The sequence below is a fragment of the Streptococcus infantis genome (genome assembly GCF_964243025.1).
Lineage (GTDB): Bacteria > Bacillota > Bacilli > Lactobacillales > Streptococcaceae > Streptococcus > Streptococcus infantis_N.
On record NZ_CAXTDJ010000002.1, the window covers coordinates 38,300 to 57,407 of the forward strand.

General features: G+C 40.1%; 21 protein-coding genes. 1 reads left to right on the forward strand and 20 read right to left on the reverse strand.

What is annotated here, in order from left to right:
- Positions 1-8: 8 nt before the first annotated feature.
- The 10 genes from ACESNQ_RS02515 to cdaA all read right to left on the reverse strand — a co-directional run bounded on the left by ACESNQ_RS02515 (position 9) and on the right by cdaA (position 9,645).
- Positions 9-521 carry an adenine phosphoribosyltransferase gene (locus ACESNQ_RS02515; RefSeq protein ID WP_006154681.1) on the reverse strand — a complete coding sequence of 171 codons (513 nt, stop codon included), beginning with the start codon at positions 519-521 and terminating at the stop codon, positions 9-11.
- A 139-nt stretch (positions 522-660) separates the two neighbouring features.
- Complete coding sequence (locus ACESNQ_RS02520) at positions 661-1,254, reverse strand: hypothetical protein (RefSeq protein WP_373074769.1); 594 nt, start codon at positions 1,252-1,254, stop codon at positions 661-663.
- A complete protein-coding gene (locus ACESNQ_RS02525) occupies positions 1,254-3,122 on the reverse strand; it encodes an ABC-F family ATP-binding cassette domain-containing protein (RefSeq protein ID WP_373074771.1) in 1,869 nt (622 codons plus the stop codon). Before ACESNQ_RS02525 ends, ACESNQ_RS02520 begins: the two co-directional genes overlap by 1 nt.
- Positions 3,119-4,318 (reverse strand): CCA tRNA nucleotidyltransferase, encoded by a 1,200-nt coding sequence (locus tag ACESNQ_RS02530; RefSeq protein ID WP_373074773.1) that lies wholly within the window; start codon positions 4,316-4,318, stop codon positions 3,119-3,121. Before ACESNQ_RS02530 ends, ACESNQ_RS02525 begins: the two co-directional genes overlap by 4 nt.
- The gene (gene dapB, locus ACESNQ_RS02535; protein ID WP_373074775.1) at positions 4,315-5,082 is read right to left on the reverse strand and encodes a 4-hydroxy-tetrahydrodipicolinate reductase; all 768 of its coding nucleotides are present in this window, start codon (positions 5,080-5,082) and stop codon (positions 4,315-4,317) included. The genes ACESNQ_RS02530 and dapB overlap by 4 nt, the downstream gene beginning before the upstream one ends.
- A gap of 263 nt (positions 5,083-5,345) precedes the next feature.
- Positions 5,346-6,194, reverse strand: coding sequence for a DegV family protein (gene fakB, locus ACESNQ_RS02540; protein WP_036757147.1), 849 nt, complete (start codon positions 6,192-6,194; stop codon positions 5,346-5,348).
- Between the two features lie 4 nt (positions 6,195-6,198).
- Complete coding sequence (locus tag ACESNQ_RS02545; RefSeq protein ID WP_004252208.1) at positions 6,199-6,573, reverse strand: DUF1149 family protein; 375 nt, start codon at positions 6,571-6,573, stop codon at positions 6,199-6,201.
- A gap of 66 nt (positions 6,574-6,639) precedes the next feature.
- On the reverse strand, positions 6,640-7,989 hold the full coding sequence (glmM, locus tag ACESNQ_RS02550; RefSeq protein WP_006151894.1) for a phosphoglucosamine mutase: 1,350 nt from the start codon (positions 7,987-7,989) through the stop codon (positions 6,640-6,642).
- Positions 7,990-8,021: 32 nt separating this feature from the next.
- Positions 8,022-8,801, reverse strand: a complete 780-nt coding sequence (locus ACESNQ_RS02555; RefSeq protein WP_006151670.1) for a CdaR family protein — start codon at positions 8,799-8,801, stop codon at positions 8,022-8,024.
- Positions 8,788-9,645, reverse strand: a complete 858-nt coding sequence (cdaA, locus tag ACESNQ_RS02560) for a diadenylate cyclase CdaA (protein ID WP_247912694.1) — start codon at positions 9,643-9,645, stop codon at positions 8,788-8,790. Before cdaA ends, ACESNQ_RS02555 begins: the two co-directional genes overlap by 14 nt.
- Before the next feature lie 132 nt (positions 9,646-9,777).
- Here cdaA and ACESNQ_RS02565 point away from each other — a divergent pair, with 132 nt between their 5' ends.
- Positions 9,778-10,746: an NAD(P)/FAD-dependent oxidoreductase gene (locus ACESNQ_RS02565; RefSeq protein ID WP_373074779.1), complete on the forward strand. Its 969-nt coding sequence runs from the start codon at positions 9,778-9,780 to the stop codon at positions 10,744-10,746.
- Between the two features lie 32 nt (positions 10,747-10,778).
- Here the strand turns inward: ACESNQ_RS02565 and whiA are convergent, their stop codons facing one another.
- From whiA to ACESNQ_RS02615, 10 genes are all read right to left on the reverse strand, one after another.
- Complete coding sequence (whiA, locus tag ACESNQ_RS02570; RefSeq protein ID WP_373074781.1) at positions 10,779-11,690, reverse strand: DNA-binding protein WhiA; 912 nt, start codon at positions 11,688-11,690, stop codon at positions 10,779-10,781.
- Positions 11,687-12,664, reverse strand: a complete 978-nt coding sequence (locus ACESNQ_RS02575) for a YvcK family protein (protein ID WP_373074783.1) — start codon at positions 12,662-12,664, stop codon at positions 11,687-11,689. The genes whiA and ACESNQ_RS02575 overlap by 4 nt, the downstream gene beginning before the upstream one ends.
- Positions 12,661-13,551 (reverse strand): RNase adapter RapZ, encoded by an 891-nt coding sequence (gene rapZ / locus ACESNQ_RS02580; RefSeq protein WP_373074785.1) that lies wholly within the window; start codon positions 13,549-13,551, stop codon positions 12,661-12,663. The genes ACESNQ_RS02575 and rapZ overlap by 4 nt, the downstream gene beginning before the upstream one ends.
- A 51-nt stretch (positions 13,552-13,602) precedes the next feature.
- Entirely contained in the window at positions 13,603-13,983 is a 381-nt protein-coding gene (locus tag ACESNQ_RS02585; protein ID WP_001140424.1) for a RidA family protein, read from the reverse strand.
- A 9-nt stretch (positions 13,984-13,992) separates the two neighbouring features.
- Positions 13,993-14,580, reverse strand: a complete 588-nt coding sequence (yihA, locus tag ACESNQ_RS02590) for a ribosome biogenesis GTP-binding protein YihA/YsxC (protein ID WP_373074788.1) — start codon at positions 14,578-14,580, stop codon at positions 13,993-13,995.
- An 8-nt stretch (positions 14,581-14,588) separates the two neighbouring features.
- The gene (gene clpX / locus ACESNQ_RS02595; RefSeq protein WP_006145154.1) at positions 14,589-15,821 is read right to left on the reverse strand and encodes an ATP-dependent Clp protease ATP-binding subunit ClpX; all 1,233 of its coding nucleotides are present in this window, start codon (positions 15,819-15,821) and stop codon (positions 14,589-14,591) included.
- 31 nt (positions 15,822-15,852) lie between these two features.
- On the reverse strand, positions 15,853-16,023 hold the full coding sequence (locus ACESNQ_RS02600) for a hypothetical protein (protein WP_000442253.1): 171 nt from the start codon (positions 16,021-16,023) through the stop codon (positions 15,853-15,855).
- Positions 16,023-16,529 (reverse strand): dihydrofolate reductase, encoded by a 507-nt coding sequence (locus ACESNQ_RS02605; RefSeq protein WP_373074791.1) that lies wholly within the window; start codon positions 16,527-16,529, stop codon positions 16,023-16,025. Before ACESNQ_RS02605 ends, ACESNQ_RS02600 begins: the two co-directional genes overlap by 1 nt.
- A 127-nt stretch (positions 16,530-16,656) precedes the next feature.
- Complete coding sequence (locus ACESNQ_RS02610) at positions 16,657-17,175, reverse strand: Dps family protein (RefSeq protein ID WP_311522703.1); 519 nt, start codon at positions 17,173-17,175, stop codon at positions 16,657-16,659.
- A 149-nt stretch (positions 17,176-17,324) separates the two neighbouring features.
- Positions 17,325-19,106, reverse strand: a complete 1,782-nt coding sequence (locus ACESNQ_RS02615; protein WP_373074793.1) for an ABC transporter ATP-binding protein — start codon at positions 19,104-19,106, stop codon at positions 17,325-17,327.
- Between the last annotated feature and the right edge of the window lie 2 nt (positions 19,107-19,108).

Consider the following 19,108-nt stretch of genomic DNA (forward strand, 5'->3'; position numbering starts at 1 on the left):
GTTTTTCATTAATAATGCATCAAAACTTTATAATCGTAATCTCCGATTGCCTCACGACCTTTTAGCTCGTCAAGCTCAATCAAGAAGGCACAACCAGCTACGACACCGCCTAATTTCTCAATCATTTCGATTGTAGCTTTAACAGTACCACCTGTTGCCAAGAGGTCATCTACAATAAGAACACGTTGACCTGGTTTGATAGCATCTGCGTGCATGGTCAAAGTATCAACACCATATTCTTTTTCGTAGTCAGCTGAAATCACTTCACGTGGTAATTTTCCAGGTTTACGAACAGGTGCAAAACCAATTCCCAACTCAAAAGCAACTGGACATCCAACAATAAATCCACGTGCTTCTGGTCCTACGATCATATCAATTTTTTTGTCAGTAGCATATTGAACAATTTCACGAACAGCGTAGCTGTAGGCATTTCCATCTGCCATCAATGGGCTGATATCACGGAAAGTAATTCCTTCTTGTGGATAATTTTCAATACTTGCAATGTAATCTTTTAAGTTCATAGCGTTTCTTTCTTTTAAAGTTTTTACTCCCTATTATACCATAATTCCTAGAAAAGCAAAATAGAAAGAAGCCTTGAAACTTGGTACAAGACTTCTCATTTTTTCTTCAATTGTTGCTAGCATTCGCTGAATGAAGTACTTACTTCTTTTTGCTTTTAGAAGTTTGATTCCGTTGACGATTCTGTTCGATGCGCCACTCTCGCTCATAGTAAGACATGGTTTCAAATACTCTCTTTGGTAAGCCAACATCCAGCAAATAGATTGGGATTTTCAAAACGTTAGAATGTTTTGAACTTGTAAATCTACTTCGAAGACGATACCAGAAAAAGTTGGATTTTAAAAGTTCCTTGTCATAAAACTGAACCTCAATCATATAAAAATCCCTTGCATTTCTACTACCCTTAATTCTCGTGAGAGCAAACTTTTCTACCTGTCCCCAGGAATAAAACTGCCAGTCCTTCTTTGGATATGGTTTATAGGAAAATCCTTGAGACGTAAATTTCAAATACTCTTTATCAGAAAAAAGCAGTCGCAAACGTTGATACAAAATGAAGCCAACGATGAGGATTAAGAAACCAATAAAGAGAATGAAAGCCACCAATCCCATAGGTGATTCTTCGGGATAGCTCAGCAAAAACGAAAAGATCCAAAGTAGAAGAGCCAATTCTAGTAGATAAAGAATAAGGCTCAAGACGATTTTCTTACTACTCCATTTAATAATCGTTTCTTCCATTATATCAACTCACTTAAATATTCATAGCGTTCATATTTTTCAAGCAAGGCTTCATTTTTCTCATCTAGCTCTTTTTGAAGAGTCGCTAGTTTTCCAAAATCAGAGCCATTTGCCTGCATTTCTTCTTCAATAGCCGCGATACGATTTTCCAGGTTTTCGATATCACCTTCAATACTTGCCCATTCCTGCTTTTCTTGGTAGGTCATCCGTTTCTTCTCTTCACGGACTTTGACGACTTTTTCCTTCTCAACTTTTTGACTTTGTGTTACTGCTTCTGCTTCAAAGGCCTTTTCATCTAGGTAGTCTGTGTAATGTCCAAAGAAAGGACGGATAGTCCCGTCTTCAAAAGCAAGAATCTTAGTTGCTACTTTATCAAGGAAATAGCGATCGTGACTAACTGTCAAGACTGGTCCTGCAAAACCTTGTAAGAAATTTTCTAGAACTGTTAAGGTCGCAATGTCTAGGTCATTTGTCGGTTCATCCAAGAGAAGCACATTGGGTTTTTCAAGGAGTAATTTGAGGAGGTACAGACGCTTCTTCTCTCCACCTGACAGCTTCTCAATCAAGGTACCGTGTGTTGAACGTGGGAAAAGAAATTGTTCCAGTAATTCTGCAATGGATGTCGTAGAGCCACCGCTCGTCTTAACCTCTTCTGCAACTTCCTGCAGGTAATTGATAACCCGCTTACTTTCATCTAAACCTTCGATTTGTTGAGAGAAATAAGCAATACGAACTGTTTCACCGATGATAACTTGTCCTTCAGTAGCTTCAAGTCTTCCTGCAATAAGGTTAAGAAGGGTTGATTTCCCAACACCATTGTCCCCGACGATTCCGATACGGTCTTTGGCTTGTACCAAAAGATTAAAATGTTTCAGAATCGGTTTATCGTAATAGGCAAAGGAAACATCCTTAAACTCGATAACTTTTTTACCGATACGGCTAGTTTCAAAATTCATGCTCAAGTCTGTCTCAAGGCTAGTATCTGAAACTTCCTTTTTCAAGTCATGGAATCGATTGATACGAGCTTGTTGCTTGGTCGCACGAGCTTGAGGTTGCCGTCTCATCCAAGCTAATTCTTGTTTGTAAAGTTGTTCCTTTTTGTGAAGAAGAGCTGCGTCACGCTCATCCTGTTCAGCCTTGAGGCGAACATAATCTTGGTAATTCCCCTGATACTCTGTTAATCCACCTCTATCCAATTCAAAAATTCGCGTAGAAAGAGCATCTAGGAAATAACGATCGTGAGTGATGAAGAGGACGGTCTTCTTGGAATTCTTCAAGAAAAGTGTCAGCCACTCGATGGTCGCAATGTCCAGATGGTTGGTTGGCTCATCAAGAAGCAAGAGATCATGATTTCCTAAAAGCACTTGCGCCAATTGAACCCGTCTACGAAGACCACCCGACAAAGCTCCAACAGGAGTTGATAATTCTTGAATGCCTAGTTTACTGAGAACAGTCTTGACCTGACTTTCGATTTCCCATGCTTGGAGGGAATCCATCTCCGCCATAACCCGTTCTAAACGAGCCTGCTTGTCCTCACTATAGTTAAGCATGAGCAGTTCATACTCACGTATTAACTGGATTTCCTTCAAATCACTTGATAAGACAGTATCTAAGACAGTCTTGCTATCATCAAATTCCGGATTCTGGGTCAAATAACCAATCTTGTAATCACTCTTTGCTGAAAAAGGGCTAATATCGCCATCAAAACCTGAAACACCTGAAAGCACATCTAGAAGGGTCGTTTTCCCAGTTCCATTGACACCGATAAGACCGATACGATCTAAGTCGTGGATGATAAAAGAAATATCCTTAAAAACGGTCTTATCACCAACTGATTTGCTTAGTTTTTCAACGATAAAATCACTCATTTTCTCTCCCTTAAGTATGCATGAATGGCTTCCACTTCATTATCTAGATTACCATCCACAATAGAGTACTCAATTTCCTCTAAAACAGCTCCTAATTCTGGACCTGGATGATAGCCATATTCCTTGATGAGAATGCCACCATTAATTTGCATCTCTTTCTTATCATGAATAGTCAAGCTCTCGTAGGTTTCTGTGATTGCTTGTGGGTTGACTTCTTTTCCTTGAGCCTGACGAAGATTTTCAGCCTGTAGAAGCAAGTCCAAATCAAAACGGTAACAATCACGTTTACCTAGTTCCCCTTCTTCTCGGAGAGCCAAAATAGACAGCAAATCCTGTACCTGCTTGGCAAATTGGCGTGAAGTCTTCCAATGTTTCAAAAATTGTTGAGCATCTTCCACTTCTAAAACCCATAAAAGTGCTGCCCAAGCTTGCTCAGAAGATTCAAAAGTAAAATCTTTTTCTAAATCAAACAAAGACTGGAGTTTCTCCTGACTGCCTACCATATCTGGAAGATAATCATAAGCTTGACTCTCAATCATAGATGATAAACCTACTCGCCAATAGGGAGCCAGTAAAAGTTTATCAAACTCGACAAAGGTTCGTTCCACAGAGATTTTATCTAAGAGTGGCGTTAAGGACTTCATCGCTTCAAACGTTTCTTGCTCGAGTTCAAAACCAAGACTAGCTTGGAAACGAAAGCCACGCATGATGCGTAGCGCATCTTCATTGAAACGTTCACTAGCTACACCGACAGCTCGCAGGACTTGATTTTCTAAATCTTTGAGACCATCAAATAAATCAACGATTTCCCCTGTCTCATCCAAGGCAAAGGCATTGACTGTGAAATCTCGGCGTTTGAGATCTTCTTCGAGTGAACGAACAAAAGAAACAGAACTTGGTCTACGATAATCCACATAGACATCCTCTGTCCGAAAGGTCGTCACTTCGTACTCTTCATCTCCATCTAAAACCAAAACGGTCCCATGCTCAATGCCGATATCAGCTGTGCGTGGAAAAATCTGCTTAGTCTCTTCAGGATAAGATGAAGTCGCGATATCCACATCATGGATGGGACGATTGAGTAGGGCATCCCTAACAGAGCCACCCACAAAATAAGCCTCAAATCCTGCTTCTTTAATTTTTTCTAATACTGGTAAAGCCTTCTGAAATTCAGAAGGCATTTTTGTTAATTTCATAGTAAGTGTTCTAATCCATAGACAAGCTCATGACGCTTGACAACTTCTTTGATTCCCAAATTCACCCCTGTCATGAAGGAGCTACGATCATAGGAGTCATGACGCAGGGTCAATCCTTCTCCTTGATTTCCAAAAATAACTTCCTGATGGGCTACCAAACCTGGTAAACGAACCGAATGGATACGCATACCATCAAAGTCAGCACCACGAGCACCAGCAATGAGTTCTTCCTCATCGCTAGCACCTTGTTGAATAGACTCACGAACTGCAGCCATCAACTCAGCTGTTTTGATTGCTGTCCCACTTGGAGCATCTTTTTTCTTATCATGGTGAAGTTCAATAATCTCCACATTTGGGAAGTATTTAGCTGCCTGTGCTGCAAATTGCATGAGTAAGACAGCACCCAAGGCAAAGTTAGGAGCAATCAAACCACCCAAGCCTTTGGAACGAGACAATTCTTTTAATTCTTCGATTTCTTGACTGGTGAAACCTGTCGTTCCTACTACTGGAGCAAAGCCATTTTCAAGAGCAAAGCGTGTATTCTCATAGGCGACAGCTGGTGTAGTAAAGTCTACCCAAACATGGGCATCAAAGCCTGCTAAGTCATTTTTATCATTGAATACTGGAATTCCTTGCCATTCAGATGCAGTCTCAAAAGGATCCAAAACAGCTACTAGTTCAAGTTCAGGATCAGACAAAACCATCTGACAAGCAGCTTGTCCCATTCTTCCCTTAAAACCAGCAATAATCACTCGAATACTCATCTTTACTCCTATCTAAGATACAAAGCCTGTAAGAACACAAAGTGAAAATAGGAGTTCTGATCAAGGAGTTTCTTCTCCTTGGAAGAACTATCTTTTTCACATAGGGTTCCAGGCGTGTTCAATTGCTAAGATACAAAGGACGTTAGCTGCCCATGAAAAATAGGGAATGGCGCCGACTTTCCATAAAAGGCAAGACTGGCATCTTTTTTCAAGAGGCAGATAGTCCGTGTTCAATTTTAAGATACAAAGCCTGTAAGAACAATCTAGACAATTGGTGTGTATGCCAAAGCGATGCTTCCTTCTCCCAGGTGGGTTCCAATAACACTACCAAAGGTTGCAATCTCAACATCTGTAGCTACTCCACTATCTAGCAATAGCTGACGTAAATCGGATGCTTTTTGAGAGGCATTCCCATGAATTACCATAATCTGGTAGTTTCCGTTACTTGTCACATCTTTGACAATTTCAACTAGACGTTTTGTTGCTTTCTTCTCTGTACGAACCTTCTCATAAACTTCGATAACACCTTGGTCATTGAAATATAGAATTGGTTTAATGCTAAGAAGATTCCCTAAAATAGCTGCGCCATTTGATAAACGACCACCTTTAACCAGATGATCAAGGTCATCTACCATGATAAAGGCAGAAGTATTTTCAATCTGTTCGGTTAACTTATCTAGTATAGACTGGAAATCATCTCCCTGATCAGACCATTGAAACACACTTTCCACCATAAATCCTAGGGGCGCACTTGTAATGCGAGTATCAGGAAAAGCAATGGTTAAATCTTCGAACTCATCCGTCATATACTGGATATTCTGGTGAAATCCTGAGATTCCAGAAGAAAGGAAGAGACCCAAAACATGAGTATAGCCTTTTTCTTTTAATGATGATAAAATTTCATCCAACTTTGCAATACTTGGTTGACTTGTTTTAGGTAGTTCAGATGAACGAGCCATTTTTTCATAAAATTCTTGAGCGGTTAGATTTACACCTTCAACATACTCCTGTCCGTCGATATTCACAGGAATATCAAGCATAAATAAATCTTCTTTCCGCAAGGTTTCCGCTTGTAGAAAAGCAGATGAGTCTGTTATGACCGCTAATTTCATTCTTTTAAAACTCCAAATTAATTCCTGGTAAATCTAGTGCAATTTCCGTCACTTCATAAGTCAAACGGTTTAGCATATCCAAAGAAGGACGAGCAAGCGTCTCAACTTCTTCTTGACTAAAGTCACTTGGTTGATCTACGATACGACCTTCAACATGGTTGACTTGAGAAATAGTACCACTGATAACAAATTTATCAAAGACAATCATAAAGCTCAAAACAACTACGAGAGAAGTCACCTGATTCTCTTGGTCATGTTGAAGTAGTTGGAAGTTCACATCAACCTTTGTTTCAGGAATTCCGTTCTCATTTTCCCATTCAAAGTTACGAGCATCAAAGTGATACTGACTAACAAATTCTTGTTCACGTTTTAAATTCATCATATTCTCCATGGTTACAATTTACTTTGACATTGTAACATATTTTCTTATTTTCTGCTAACTTTCCTAAATTCCGATTTCTGCTTTCACAACTTCAGCAATGGTATCCACATAGTAATCTACTTCTTCAGTTGTTGGTGCTTCAGCCATGACACGCAAGAGTGGCTCAGTTCCACTTGGGCGAACGAGAATACGTCCATTACCTGCCATCTCTTCTTCCATCTTATCGATAATAGCCTTTATAGCTGGTACTTCCATGGCTTTGTCTTTCATGGTGTTTTCCACACGGATATTAACCAATTTTTGTGGGTAAATTGTTACTTCTGAAGCCAATTGAGATAAGCTCTTACCTGTTTCTTGCATGATCTTAGTCAATTGAACTGCTGACAACTGACCATCACCAGTTGTATTGTAGTCCATCAAGATAACGTGACCTGACTGTTCTCCACCGAGATTGTAGCCCGATTTTCTCATTTCTTCAACTACATAGCGGTCTCCAACAGCAGTGACAGCTTTATTAATGCCTTCACGATCCAAGGCTTTATGGAAACCAAGGTTGGACATAACTGTTGTTACAATTGTATTTTGTGCCAATTGACCTTTTTCAGAAAGGTATTTACCGATGATATACATAATCTTATCACCGTCGACAATTTCACCATTTTCATCAACAGCAATCAAACGGTCGCTATCACCATCAAAGGCTAAACCAATGGCAGATTGACTTTCTTTGACAAGTTCTTGCAAGGCTTCTGGGTGAGTCGAACCAACATTCAAGTTAATGTTCAAACCATCTGGATTTTCTCCAATGACAGTGATTTGGGCACCCAAATCTGCAAAAATTTGACGAGCACTTGTAGAAGCTGCTCCATTAGCAGTATCCAAGGCTACCTTCATCCCTTCAAGAGCTGTTCCAGTTGAAACCAGGTAGGCTTCATACTTGCGTAATCCTTCTGGGTAATCAACAACAGTACCTAATCCTTCAGCACTTGGACGTGGGAGAGTATCTTCACTGGCGTCAAGCAAGGCTTCGATTTCTGCTTCTTTTTCATCGTCTAGCTTAAAGCCATCGCCACCAAAGAATTTAATCCCGTTATCAAGGGCTGGATTGTGGCTAGCTGAAATCATGACACCTGCGCTCGCTCCTTCAGTTTTGACAAGATAAGCTACTGCTGGTGTTGCAAGAACTCCAAGCTTATAAACGTGAATTCCGACTGAAAGGAGGCCTGCAATCAAAGCTGCTTCTAGCATTTGACCTGAGATACGAGTGTCACGTCCAACAAAAACCTTAGGCGCTTCTGTCGCATGTTGACTGAGGACATATCCTCCAAAGCGACCCAATTTAAAGGCCAATTCTGGCGTTAATTCTACGTTTGCTTCTCCACGGACTCCGTCCGTTCCAAAATATTTACCCATTTTAAGATTCCTTTTCTAGTTTAATGTTTATTTTAAGATTCTGACTTCGTCTCTGCTGCTGTCGTTGAAGAGTTTTCAGTAGATGAAGTATTACTTGTTGTGGTTGTGCTACTTGTTGTTCTTACAGCTTTGGTCGTTACTTTCATAGTAGTTTCAAAAGGTGTAATCACTGTTGGTAAGACAGCCCCATTTTTATCAACAGCTTGCAAAGGAACTGATCCAGAATAGTTCCCTGTAATCTGTTCACTCGTTGGTAAAACTGCAACAATCCGATCAATCTTAGATAGTGTATCCGCATCACTAGTTACTGAAACTTTTTCATCAGAAACAGTCACACGTTCGATTATAATCTTCTCATCAATTTGACTAGAATCAATTTGAGGTACAACAGGTACATTATCTCGAGTAACTTTCTTACCAACCTTGACTGTGATCTTTTGAGGTGTTGCTACAGCTGTCAAACCACTTGGAAGATTTTCAATGGTCAAGGGAACTTCAATCGTTCCTTCTGTAGCCTGGGTCAAATCAGCAGTCACTTTAAATTTACGAGTGCTTTCCTGCATCTCACTAGCCAAGGTGACTCGATTCGAACCCGTCAAAAATACCGTTACTTCTGAACTGAAACCACTGATAAAATACTGCTCACTATCATACTGAATATCAATCGGTACATTGACTACTGTATTGGTATAGGTTTCAGTTTTAGTTTGCCTTGCATTGGTATTGTTTTGATAATTGATTGATGTTGCATAGATAAACAGGACACATGCAAAGAGGAGTGAGGAGATGATATAAAGACTATTTCTTTTCATTATTCCAGCCTCCTAATAGACGTTCTTTTAAGCTTAGTTCTTGTTCATCCTTAGGTATCAGAATACGACGTAGTTCTTCCTCGAATTCTTCCAAACTTAGATCATGTTTGAAGACACCATTGTAGGTGATGGATATACCTCCAGTTTCTTCAGATACAACAAAAGTAAGGGCATCTGAAACTTCTGATAAACCAATGGCTGCACGGTGACGAGTTCCGAACTCTTTGGAAATACCTGTGTTTTCAGTCAGTGGTAAATAGGCAGAAGTTACTGCGATCCGATCTCCACTGATAATGACTGCACCGTCATGGAGAGGCGTATTAGGGATAAAAATGTTAATTAATAACTCAGCAGAAATCTTAGCATCCAAAGGAATTCCTGTAACGATGTACTCCTGCAAGGTTCTCACACGTTGAACAGCTACCAAAGCTCCAATCTTTCGCGGGCTCATATACTCAACCGATTTTACAAAAGCCTGTACCATCTGCTCTTCTGAACTTATAGGAGTATTTGAAAAGAAGTCCGTAGCTCGACCTAATCGTTCCAAACCTGTCCGAATTTCTGGAGAAAAGATAACAACCGCTGCGATAACTCCATAGGTAATCAATTGGTTAATCAACCAGGAAATAGTCGTCAAGCCCAAAAAATTAGCCGCAATCTGAGCTAAGATAAAAACTAAAACGCCTCGAACCAAAATCATAATCTTGGTTCCTGCAATTGATTTTGTAAATTGATATAAGATATAAGCGACGATTAGAATATCAATCACATTTATCGCAATACTCCAAGGACTGGAAAACAAACTAGACCAGTATTGAAGATTAGATAATTGCTGAAAATTCATCCTGTGTCCCCTCTCCAAAAAAGCTTCTCTTCATTATACCATTTTTAATGGAAATTTTCTCCCCCCTACCTCATTTTAAATTGGCGGAAAATATGATAGAATAAAATGATAAAAATGAAATAAGGAGAAACCATGTCTGAATTATATGATATTACCATCATAGGGGGTGGCCCAGTTGGTCTTTTCGCAGCCTTTTATGCAAATTTACGTCAAGCTAAAGTACAAATCATTGACTCTCTTCCTCAATTAGGTGGCCAACCTGCCATTCTTTATCCTGAAAAACAAATTCTTGATGTCCCAGGTTTCCCAAATCTCACTGGTGAAGAACTAACGAATCGCCTCTTAGAACAACTAAAAGGTTTTGATACACCAGCACATCTCAATGAAACTGTTCTTGACATTGAAAAAGAGAATGATGTTTTTAAGATAACAACTACTAAAGGTATTCATAGTAGTATAGCTGTCATCATCGCTATGGGTGGAGGTGCCTTTAAACCGCGTCCACTTGAATTGGATGGTGTTGATAGTTATGAAAATATCCATTACCACGTTTCTAACATTCAACAGTATGCTGGCAAGAAAGTAACCATCCTGGGTGGAGGAGACTCTGCTGTGGACTGGGCCTTAGCTTTTGAAAAGATTGCTCCAACTACACTTGTTCACCGTCGAGACAACTTCCGTGCGCTTGAGCATAGTGTTCAAGCCCTCCAAGAATCATCTGTTAGCATAAAAACACCATTTGTGCCAAGTCAACTTCTTGGAGATGGAAAAACTCTTGACAAGCTTGAAATCACAAAAGTCAAATCCGATGAGAGCGAAACCATTGAAGTGGACCACCTCTTTGTCAACTATGGCTTTAAATCTTCTGTCGGTAATCTTAAAAATTGGGGATTAGACCTTAACCGCCACAAGATTATCGTTAACAGCAAGCAAGAATCAAGCCAGTCAGGAATTTACGCAATTGGTGATTGTTGCTACTATGAAGGTAAGATTGATCTAATTGCGACAGGTCTTGGTGAAGCACCAACTGCTGTTAACAATGCCATTAACTACATCGACCCTCAACAAAAAGTACAACCAAAACACTCAACAAGTTTATAAGAAAAAAACCACGAATCCTTTGATTCGTGGTTTTAAAGTTCATCTGCAATTTTATTTATCTTTCGCAATCTATGATTGACACCACTTTTTGTGAGTGGATTTGACAAACTGTCAGCCAATTGCTGGATAGAGTAGTCCGGATGTTGGATACGCAAATGTGCTACTTCCTGCAAATCTACTGGTAGGCTATCTAGACCTATGGTATCAATGATTTTACTGATATTGTTGATAGTTTTCATGCTTGCAGAAACCGTACGAGCGATATTAGCTGTCTCTGCATTATTAGCACGATTGAGATCATTCCGAGTTTCTCGGAGAATCTTGACGCCTTCAAAAGTATCTCTCGCTTCCATGGCTCCCACTAAAATCAGAAAATCCATAATATCTTCCGCTCGCTGAAGATAGGTCACCGCGCCTTTTTTTCGTTCGATCACTTTAGCATCTAGCAAGAACTGCTGCAAGAGCGAAGCAATCCCTTGGGCATGGTCTAGATAAACAGAACTTATTTCTAACTGATACTTGCCTGACTCCGGATCCCGAATACTCCCATTTGCTAAAAATGCACCACAAAGATAGGCACGACCTGCTTCCTCATCTCCTAAAATATCTGGATCAATCCCAGTCTCCAAACCAAAGAAAGAGTCCGCCAAACGCAAATCTGCCAGTAATTCCTGGACTCGCTCATCCGTAAAAACAGTATAGACACGATTTTTCCGTAGATTACTTCTCTGGTGGTGACGAATCTCAGACTTGATGTCATAAAAGTGCAAGAAAGATTCATAGAGATGACGGGCCAACTTAGCATTCTCTGTAATGACGGACAAGGTCAAACCAGAGCTCGATAAACCAATACTACCAGACATCTTGATAATAGCTGACAATTCATGACGACTCAGGTGATGCTGACTTAGAATTTCTTCTTTTACTGCTACTGTAAAACTCATTTTCTCACCTGTATGATCCGCATGAGCTCATCTACGATTAAATCACCATCATGGAAGGCACCACCATTTTCCAAACGTAAGAAATTGGATGAAATAACACGAGGGACTTGCTTACGCAAACCTTCAAAATCATGTTCAACCTGAACCAGATATTCATCAAAACGGTTGGTGTCCATATAATCCCTCGGAACCTTTTCGATGTTAACAAGGACAGTATCGATAAATGGACGGCCCAAATGACGATGCAAGACTGCTACGTGATCACTATCTGAGAAATGCTCCGTTTCTCCACGTTGAGTCATAATATTGCAGACATAGGCAATCTCTGCCTTAGTTTCCAGAAGTGCCTGACCGATTTCTTCAATGACGATATTAGGCAAAATCGAAGTAAAGAGTGAACCTGGTCCCAAGACAATCATATCACTCTCAAGAATAGTATTGACAACTCGACGGCTAGCCTGCGGTTTTTCATCATCTAGAGTGTTTGTCACATAGACATGGTCAATCATACCTGGATGATCTGCAATGTGACTTTCCCCAGCAACTTCTGATCCATCTTTAAAGACAGCATGGAGCGTCAAAGGATGGTCACTAGAGGGATAAATCTTTCCTGTAGTATGGAAGAATTTACTCAGCAATTGCATGGCATTATAGGTCGAACCCTGCATTTCAGATAATCCAGCTATGATAATGTTTCCTAATGGATGACCAGCAAAAGCACCAGCATCCTCTGAAAAACGGTATTGAAAGACCTTTTCATAGAATTTTGGCATATCTGACATGGCTACAAGGACATTACGTAAATCCCCTGGAGGTGTCAACTGTTGAAAATTCTTACGCAATTCACCTGAAGAACCACCATCATCCGCAACGGTTACTATGGCTGCAATTTCGACGTCTTTTTCCCGTAGACTATTTAAAATAACAGGGATCCCGGTTCCACCACCAATCACCGTAATTTTGGGTTTTCTCATGAACGGTTTACCGTTTCCTTTCTTCGGTCTTTATCACGATGGCTTTCATTTACAGGCCAATGTTTCGCCAAATCATTGGCTAATCGTTTGGCAAAGGCAACGCTTCGGTGTTGACCACCTGTACAACCCACTGCAATGGTTAAAACAGATTTTCCTTCTTTTTTATAACCTGGTAGAATTGGTTCAATCAATGCTAACAAATGTCGGTAGAAATCCTCAGATTCCTCATGATTCATAACATAGTCATAAACCGCCTTGTCCTCACCCGTCTGATTACGAAGTTCTGGAAAATAGTATGGGTTTGGTAAAAAGCGAACATCAAATACCAAATCAGCATCAATTGGAATTCCGTATTTAAATCCAAAAGACATGACCTCAATACGGAAGGACTGAGTTTGTTCTTGGTCCGAAAATTGCTCTGCAATGGTTTTACGAAGTTCACGAGGAGTTAACTCTGTTGTGTCAACCACGTTTTGACTCATATTTTTTAATGGAGCCAAGAGTTCGCGTTCCAACTTGATCCCGTCCAAGATACGACCATCTGCTGCTAGTGGGTGACTTCTTCTTGTTTCCTTATAGCGTGCCACTAATTCCTTATCAGCTGCATCCAAAAACAGAATCTTGAAATCCAAATCATCTTGGTTTTCCAATTCATCTAAGACAGCCTGAATCTCTGAGAAGAAAGAACGGCTACGCATATCCACCACTAGGGCTAACTTATGGTCATCGTCCTTGGTCTCGACCAACTGCAAAAACTTTGGCAAGAGAGCAGGCGGCATATTATCAATGGTAAAATATCCTAAATCTTCAAAGGACTGAATGGCTACAGTTTTTCCTGCACCACTCATCCCTGTCACAATCACCAGGTGAAGTTGTTTCATTGTCATCATAGTCTCCTTATATCAAAAGAAGTTTGGAAGAACCAAACTTCTACTAGCTTATCCAATCTCTGCGATGACTTCAATTTCGACTTTTACATCGCGAGGAAGACGAGCTACTTCCACAGCTGAACGAGCTGGAAACTCCTTATTAAAGGCTGTTTGGTAAACCTCATTAAAAGGAACAAAGTCGTTCATATCACTCAAGAAACAGGTTGTTTTAACAACATGGTCAAAATCTGTACCTGCCTCTGCTAAAATAGCTCCAATGTTTTTCAAGACTTGTTCTGTCTGTTCTTGAATCGTTTCTCCTACGATTTCTCCAGTTTCAGGAGATAGTGGAACTTGACCGCTAGCGAACAAAAGGTTGCCAACGATTTTTCCTTGAACGTAAGGCCCGATTGCCTTTGGAGCTTTATCTGTATGAATTGTTTTTGCCATATGTATTCCTCACAGTTTTTCTAAAATAGCATCCCAAGCCTGGTCCATTCCTGCTTTTGTCATAGATGAAAAGAGGATAAAATCATCACTTGGGTCAAAGTTTAATTTCTTTTTAATAGCTGATTCGTGCTTGTTCCATTTGCCACGCGGAATCTTGTCTGCCTTAGTCGCCACAATGATGACAGGAATCTCATAATACTTAAGAAATTCGTACATCTGCACATCATCTGCTGTCGGGTCATGACGAAGGTCAACGAGACTAACAACCGCTCGAAGATTTTCTCGAGTAGTCAAGTACTCCTCAATCATACGACCCCATTTTTCACGTTCCTTTTTGGAAACACGGGCATAACCATAACCAGGCACATCCACAAAACGCATCTTATCATCAATGTTAAAGAAATTGAGTAGTTGTGTTTTTCCTGGTTTTCCTGAAGTACGAGCTAGATTTTTACGATTGAGCATGGTGTTGATAAAACTTGACTTCCCAACATTTGAGCGACCTGCAAGAGCAATCTCAGGAAGTTCATCCTCTGGATAGTGGGACTTGTTGGCTGCACTCAGCAAAATCTCAGCATTGTGTGTATTGATTTCCATAGTCACCTCTAGGCTGTCTCTAGGATTGGCTTAGCCGTTCCGTCAACCGCTTCTTTTGTGATACGAACAGTTTTCACATTTTCTTGACTTGGAACTTCAAACATAACGTCTAGCATGGTTTCTTCGATAATTGAGCGAAGACCACGCGCACCCGTTTTACGTTCGATAGCTTTATTTGCAATTTCCTGAAGAGCTTCATCGTCAAATTCAAGCTCTACATCATCATAAGAAAGCAAGGTCTGGTATTGTTTAACCAAGGCATTTCTTGGTTCCTTCAAGATGCGAACCAAATCATCTACAGTCAACTGCTCCAAGGCTGCAAAGACAGGCAAGCGTCCAATCAACTCAGGAATAATACCGAATTTTTGAATATCTTCTGCGATGATTTCTTGCATGTAAGAACTATTTTCGTCAATGGCCTTGTTATTTTGTCCGAAACCAATCACTTTTTCACCCAAACGCTGTTTGACAATTTCTTCGATTCCATCGAAGGCACCACCCACGATAAAGAGGATATTTTTCGTATCCACTTGAATCATTTCTTGTTGTGGATGTTTGCGTCCACCTTGAGGTGGTACGCTAGCTACAGTTCCCTCGATAATCTTGAGGAGGGCTTGTTGCACACCTTCACCAGAAACATCACGTGTGATAGACACGTTCTCGCTCTTCTTAGCAATCTTGTCGATTTCGTCTACGTAGATAATTCCACGTTCTGCACGTTCGATATTAAAGTCAGCTGCTTGCAAGAGTTTGAGGAGGATATTTTCAACGTCCTCACCGACATAACCAGCCTCAGTAAGAGCTGTTGCATCTGCAATGGCAAATGGTACATTCAAACTTCTAGCAAGTGTTTGAGCAAGGAAAGTCTTCCCTGAACCTGTTGGGCCAATCATCAAAATGTTTGATTTTTGCAAATCCACATCTTCTGACTCTTCACGAGTGTCATGGAAATTGATGCGTTTGTAGTGGTTATATACAGCAACTGCCAAAGCACGTTTAGCACGATCTTGACCAATCACATAGTGGTTCAAGATGTTTAGGAGTTCGATTGGTTTTGGCACCTCAGACAAGTCTGCCAAGACTTCCTCTGCCAACTCCTCACGAATGATTTCCTGGGCTAACTCCACACACTCATTACAGATAAAAGCGTTGTTCCCAGCGATTATTTTTTTAACTTCTTCTTGGCTTTTGCCACAAAATGAGCAATAAACCATCATATCATTTTTCCTATTTGTAGGCATGATTCCCTTCCGTTCTAATTATTCATTCTCTCTAAAATAAGGTCATATAAAAAGCATGAATGCTATTCACCAAGTTTGTAAAGGCATTAAGCCAAAGTAGAGTAGCAAGTCCAAAGCGCTTTTTACGAAAAGCGTGTGTTCCAGCTACAAAACAGACAGCACACAAAAGAGCTGTAAAAAATCCAAAAATACTACGCTCCATTAGACTTCCTTTCTCTTTCTATATTCGATGGTAAAATCATAGGCATTTTTCTCATCTTTGCTATAAGATTTGCTTGCAATAGTCTCAAAAACAGTCAAGTCAAAATCTTCCGGGAAATAAGTATCCCCTTCAACTTGAGCATGAATTTGTGTCACAATAATCTCATCAAGATAAGGTTCAAAAAGCTGAAAAACCTGTTTGCCACCAATGATATAGAGATTTTTATCCTGGTTTTGATACCAGTCTAAAACATCCTCAACATTTTGGAAAACCAGAGCCCCCTCAATTGACTCTTCGGGATTGCGTGTCAAAATCAAGGTCTCACGTCCTGGAAGCAAACGTCGTCCCATTCCATCAAAGGTTACACGTCCCATTAAAATGGCATGATTCAAGGTTGTTTCTTTAAAATGCTTTAACTCTGCAGGCAAATGCCATGGCAAGCGATCCTCTTTTCCGATTACACCCTTTTCATCTTGAGCCCAGATGGCTACGATTTTTTTTGTCATGCTTTCATCCTTTTCATTGATAGTTCTATTTTATCAAAAATCTTCAAAAAAGACTGTTTTGGAATGCCCTCCTGAATAGAAAAAATCCGTAGAAAACTTCTACGGATTTTTAGAAAAATGCAGTATCTTACAAACCAGGTGCTTGTCCTAATTCTGCTGCAAGCATCCAGACTGTTTTTTCAAGATCTGCCTTAGCACCAACGAAGATATCATTGGTTACATCATCACCTTCTTCATCTGTTACATCCAATGCTTTTTGGAAAAGAGTGATAAGGTAACGATAAATTTCAAGGACACGTTCCAAACTTTCTTCTACGTTGCGGAATTCTCCAACACCTTCTTCGATTTCACTGTGTTGAAGGAATTCTGTCAAAGTAGAGTATGGTTTGCCACCAAGAGTGATCAAGCGTTCGCTGATTTCATCAAGGTAACCATCAAGGCTATCCATGTATTCATCCATCTTAGGATGCCATACCATAAAACCACGTCCACGCATGTACCAGTGAACTTGATGAAGAGCGATATGCGCTACGTACAAGTCAGCCACAGCTTGATTCAAGACTTCCTTTGTTTTTACTAGCGTTTCAGGAGCTGTCTTAGATAATGTTGTTACATCTTTTAATGCATCTTTTTTCAATTCTACCATTTTTCTCACCTCATAATATTATTTTTGTAACCATATTTATTGATTACTACCTCAGTATACTACACCTAGTAGACAAAAGCAAGAAAATTAACCCATATTAAAAAAGTTGTAATTGACTGATAATTTAAGAAAATGAGTGGCTATTTATCCTAGCTATTTTCTCTGTTTTTACTAGAGAATTGACTTCGGTAAAGGTCATAATAGAAACCTTTTGCAGCTAAGAGACTTTCATGATTTCCTTGTTCGATTATCTGCCCATCTTTCAGCACCAAAATTTTGTCAGCTTCCTGAATAGTCGAAAGTCGATGGGCAATGACAAAACTTGTTCTCCCCTTCATCAAACGTTTCATAGCCTTTTGAATCAAGAGTTCTAAACGAGTATCGACTGATGAGGTCGCTTCATCAAGGATTAAAATTTTTGGATCAGCCAAGAGAGCACGCGCGATAGTTAAAAGTTGTTTCTGACCAAGAGAAATATTACTTGACTCTTGGTTCATTTCCATGTTATAGCCACCAGGAAGGGTTCGGATAAAGTGGTCAACATTGGCCGCCTTGGCAGCTTCAACGATTTCTTCATCTGTTGCCTCAAGATTTCCAAAGCGAAGATTTTCCTTGATACTGCCTTCATAGAGCCAGGCATCCTGTAGGACCATACCAAACTGTCGACGATAGTCCTGACGAGACAGGTCACGAATATCTTGACCATCCACTAAAATGGCACCAGCTGTCACATCGTAAAAACGCATGAGAAGGTTAATCAAGGTTGTTTTCCCTGCTCCAGTAGGTCCTACGATGGCTACCATCTCTCCAGATTCAACATCTAAGTTAAAATTGCGAATTAATGGTTTGTTTTCCACATATTGGAAATCGACATTTTTGAAACTAACTTGACCTGTCAATGGCGCTAGTTCTTTCACTTCAGCAGTTTGAACTTCTTCCTGTTCATCTAAAACTTCAAAGACACGATCAAGCGAAGACTTAGCACTTTGCATTTGGCCAGCTAATTGAGTGATATTTTGGATTGGCTGGCTGACTTGCCACACATACTGAACGAAAGCTTGCATATTACCAATCGTCAAGCGCCCTGCAATAACCTGCAAACCACCTAAGACAGCAACAATCAGGTAGGTTAAATCAGATACGATGTGAAGGGCAGGCATCATCAAACCTGAGATAAAGCTAGCCTTAAAGCCAACCTGTTGCAATTCATCCGTAATCTTTTCAAATCTCTCTTGAGAGTTTTCTTCGCGTCCGAAAAGTTTTAAAACATTGAAACCTGTCAAGTTTTCCTGTACAAATCCATTCATACGTCCCAATATAGCTGCCTGCTGTTTAAAGTATGGCTGCGAACGATTTAGAATTGTTTTGGCTCCAAAATAAGTCACTGGAATCGACAAGATAACAATGATAGCCAACTGAAGATTGAGATAGAGGACCATACCCATAACAAAAATAATGGTAAAGACTGCATTAACAATCTGTAAGAAGGATTGTTGAAGGGCATTTGAAACAGTCTCTACATCACTGGTAAAACGGCCTAACAAATCTCCAAACTGGTGCTTGTCAAAGTAAGACACAGGGATGCGGTTGATTTTTTCACTCATTTCATTTCGCAAATCCTGTACCATAGACTGCACAGCATTGGTCATAAAGTAGTTTGAGTAGTAAGAACCCAACTCATAGAGAAGACCACGCAAGAGATAGAACACTAGAATTGCTGCGATATAGCTGGTATTGATACCCGCTCCTGCAACACCATTTGCCATAGCAAGGAGATTTCTTGTTAACTCAGTGATAGCAAGCCCCAATATGAATGGCTCGATAACACTCATAATGACGCTGACTATTTTCAAGAAGACTGCGAAGAAAACAGAGAATCGGTAGGCTTTTAAATAGCTCCATAGACGAGCTAGACTAGATTGTTGTTTCATCC

Bases quoted from the DNA above. Each gene is read 5' to 3' on its own strand.
- ACESNQ_RS02515 (WP_006154681.1), bottom strand. From the start codon at position 521: ATGAACTTAAAAGATTACATTGCAAGTATTGAAAATTATCCACAAGAA.
- ACESNQ_RS02520 (WP_373074769.1), bottom strand. From the start codon at position 1,254: ATGGAAGAAACGATTATTAAATGGAGTAGTAAGAAAATCGTCTTGAGC.
- ACESNQ_RS02525 (WP_373074771.1), bottom strand. From the start codon at position 3,122: ATGAGTGATTTTATCGTTGAAAAACTAAGCAAATCAGTTGGTGATAAG.
- ACESNQ_RS02530 (WP_373074773.1), bottom strand. From the start codon at position 4,318: ATGAAATTAACAAAAATGCCTTCTGAATTTCAGAAGGCTTTACCAGTA.
- dapB (WP_373074775.1), bottom strand. From the start codon at position 5,082: ATGAGTATTCGAGTGATTATTGCTGGTTTTAAGGGAAGAATGGGACAA.
- fakB (WP_036757147.1), bottom strand. From the start codon at position 6,194: ATGAAATTAGCGGTCATAACAGACTCATCTGCTTTTCTACAAGCGGAA.
- ACESNQ_RS02545 (WP_004252208.1), bottom strand. From the start codon at position 6,573: ATGAATTTAAAACGTGAACAAGAATTTGTTAGTCAGTATCACTTTGAT.
- glmM (WP_006151894.1), bottom strand. From the start codon at position 7,989: ATGGGTAAATATTTTGGAACGGACGGAGTCCGTGGAGAAGCAAACGTA.
- ACESNQ_RS02555 (WP_006151670.1), bottom strand. From the start codon at position 8,801: ATGAAAAGAAATAGTCTTTATATCATCTCCTCACTCCTCTTTGCATGT.
- cdaA (WP_247912694.1), bottom strand. From the start codon at position 9,645: ATGAATTTTCAGCAATTATCTAATCTTCAATACTGGTCTAGTTTGTTT.
- ACESNQ_RS02565 (WP_373074779.1), top strand. From the start codon at position 9,778: ATGTCTGAATTATATGATATTACCATCATAGGGGGTGGCCCAGTTGGT.
- whiA (WP_373074781.1), bottom strand. From the start codon at position 11,690: ATGAGTTTTACAGTAGCAGTAAAAGAAGAAATTCTAAGTCAGCATCAC.
- ACESNQ_RS02575 (WP_373074783.1), bottom strand. From the start codon at position 12,664: ATGAGAAAACCCAAAATTACGGTGATTGGTGGTGGAACCGGGATCCCT.
- rapZ (WP_373074785.1), bottom strand. From the start codon at position 13,551: ATGACAATGAAACAACTTCACCTGGTGATTGTGACAGGGATGAGTGGT.
- ACESNQ_RS02585 (WP_001140424.1), bottom strand. From the start codon at position 13,983: ATGGCAAAAACAATTCATACAGATAAAGCTCCAAAGGCAATCGGGCCT.
- yihA (WP_373074788.1), bottom strand. From the start codon at position 14,580: ATGGAAATCAATACACACAATGCTGAGATTTTGCTGAGTGCAGCCAAC.
- clpX (WP_006145154.1), bottom strand. From the start codon at position 15,821: ATGCCTACAAATAGGAAAAATGATATGATGGTTTATTGCTCATTTTGT.
- ACESNQ_RS02600 (WP_000442253.1), bottom strand. From the start codon at position 16,023: ATGGAGCGTAGTATTTTTGGATTTTTTACAGCTCTTTTGTGTGCTGTC.
- ACESNQ_RS02605 (WP_373074791.1), bottom strand. From the start codon at position 16,529: ATGACAAAAAAAATCGTAGCCATCTGGGCTCAAGATGAAAAGGGTGTA.
- ACESNQ_RS02610 (WP_311522703.1), bottom strand. From the start codon at position 17,175: ATGGTAGAATTGAAAAAAGATGCATTAAAAGATGTAACAACATTATCT.
- ACESNQ_RS02615 (WP_373074793.1), bottom strand. From the start codon at position 19,106: ATGAAACAACAATCTAGTCTAGCTCGTCTATGGAGCTATTTAAAAGCC.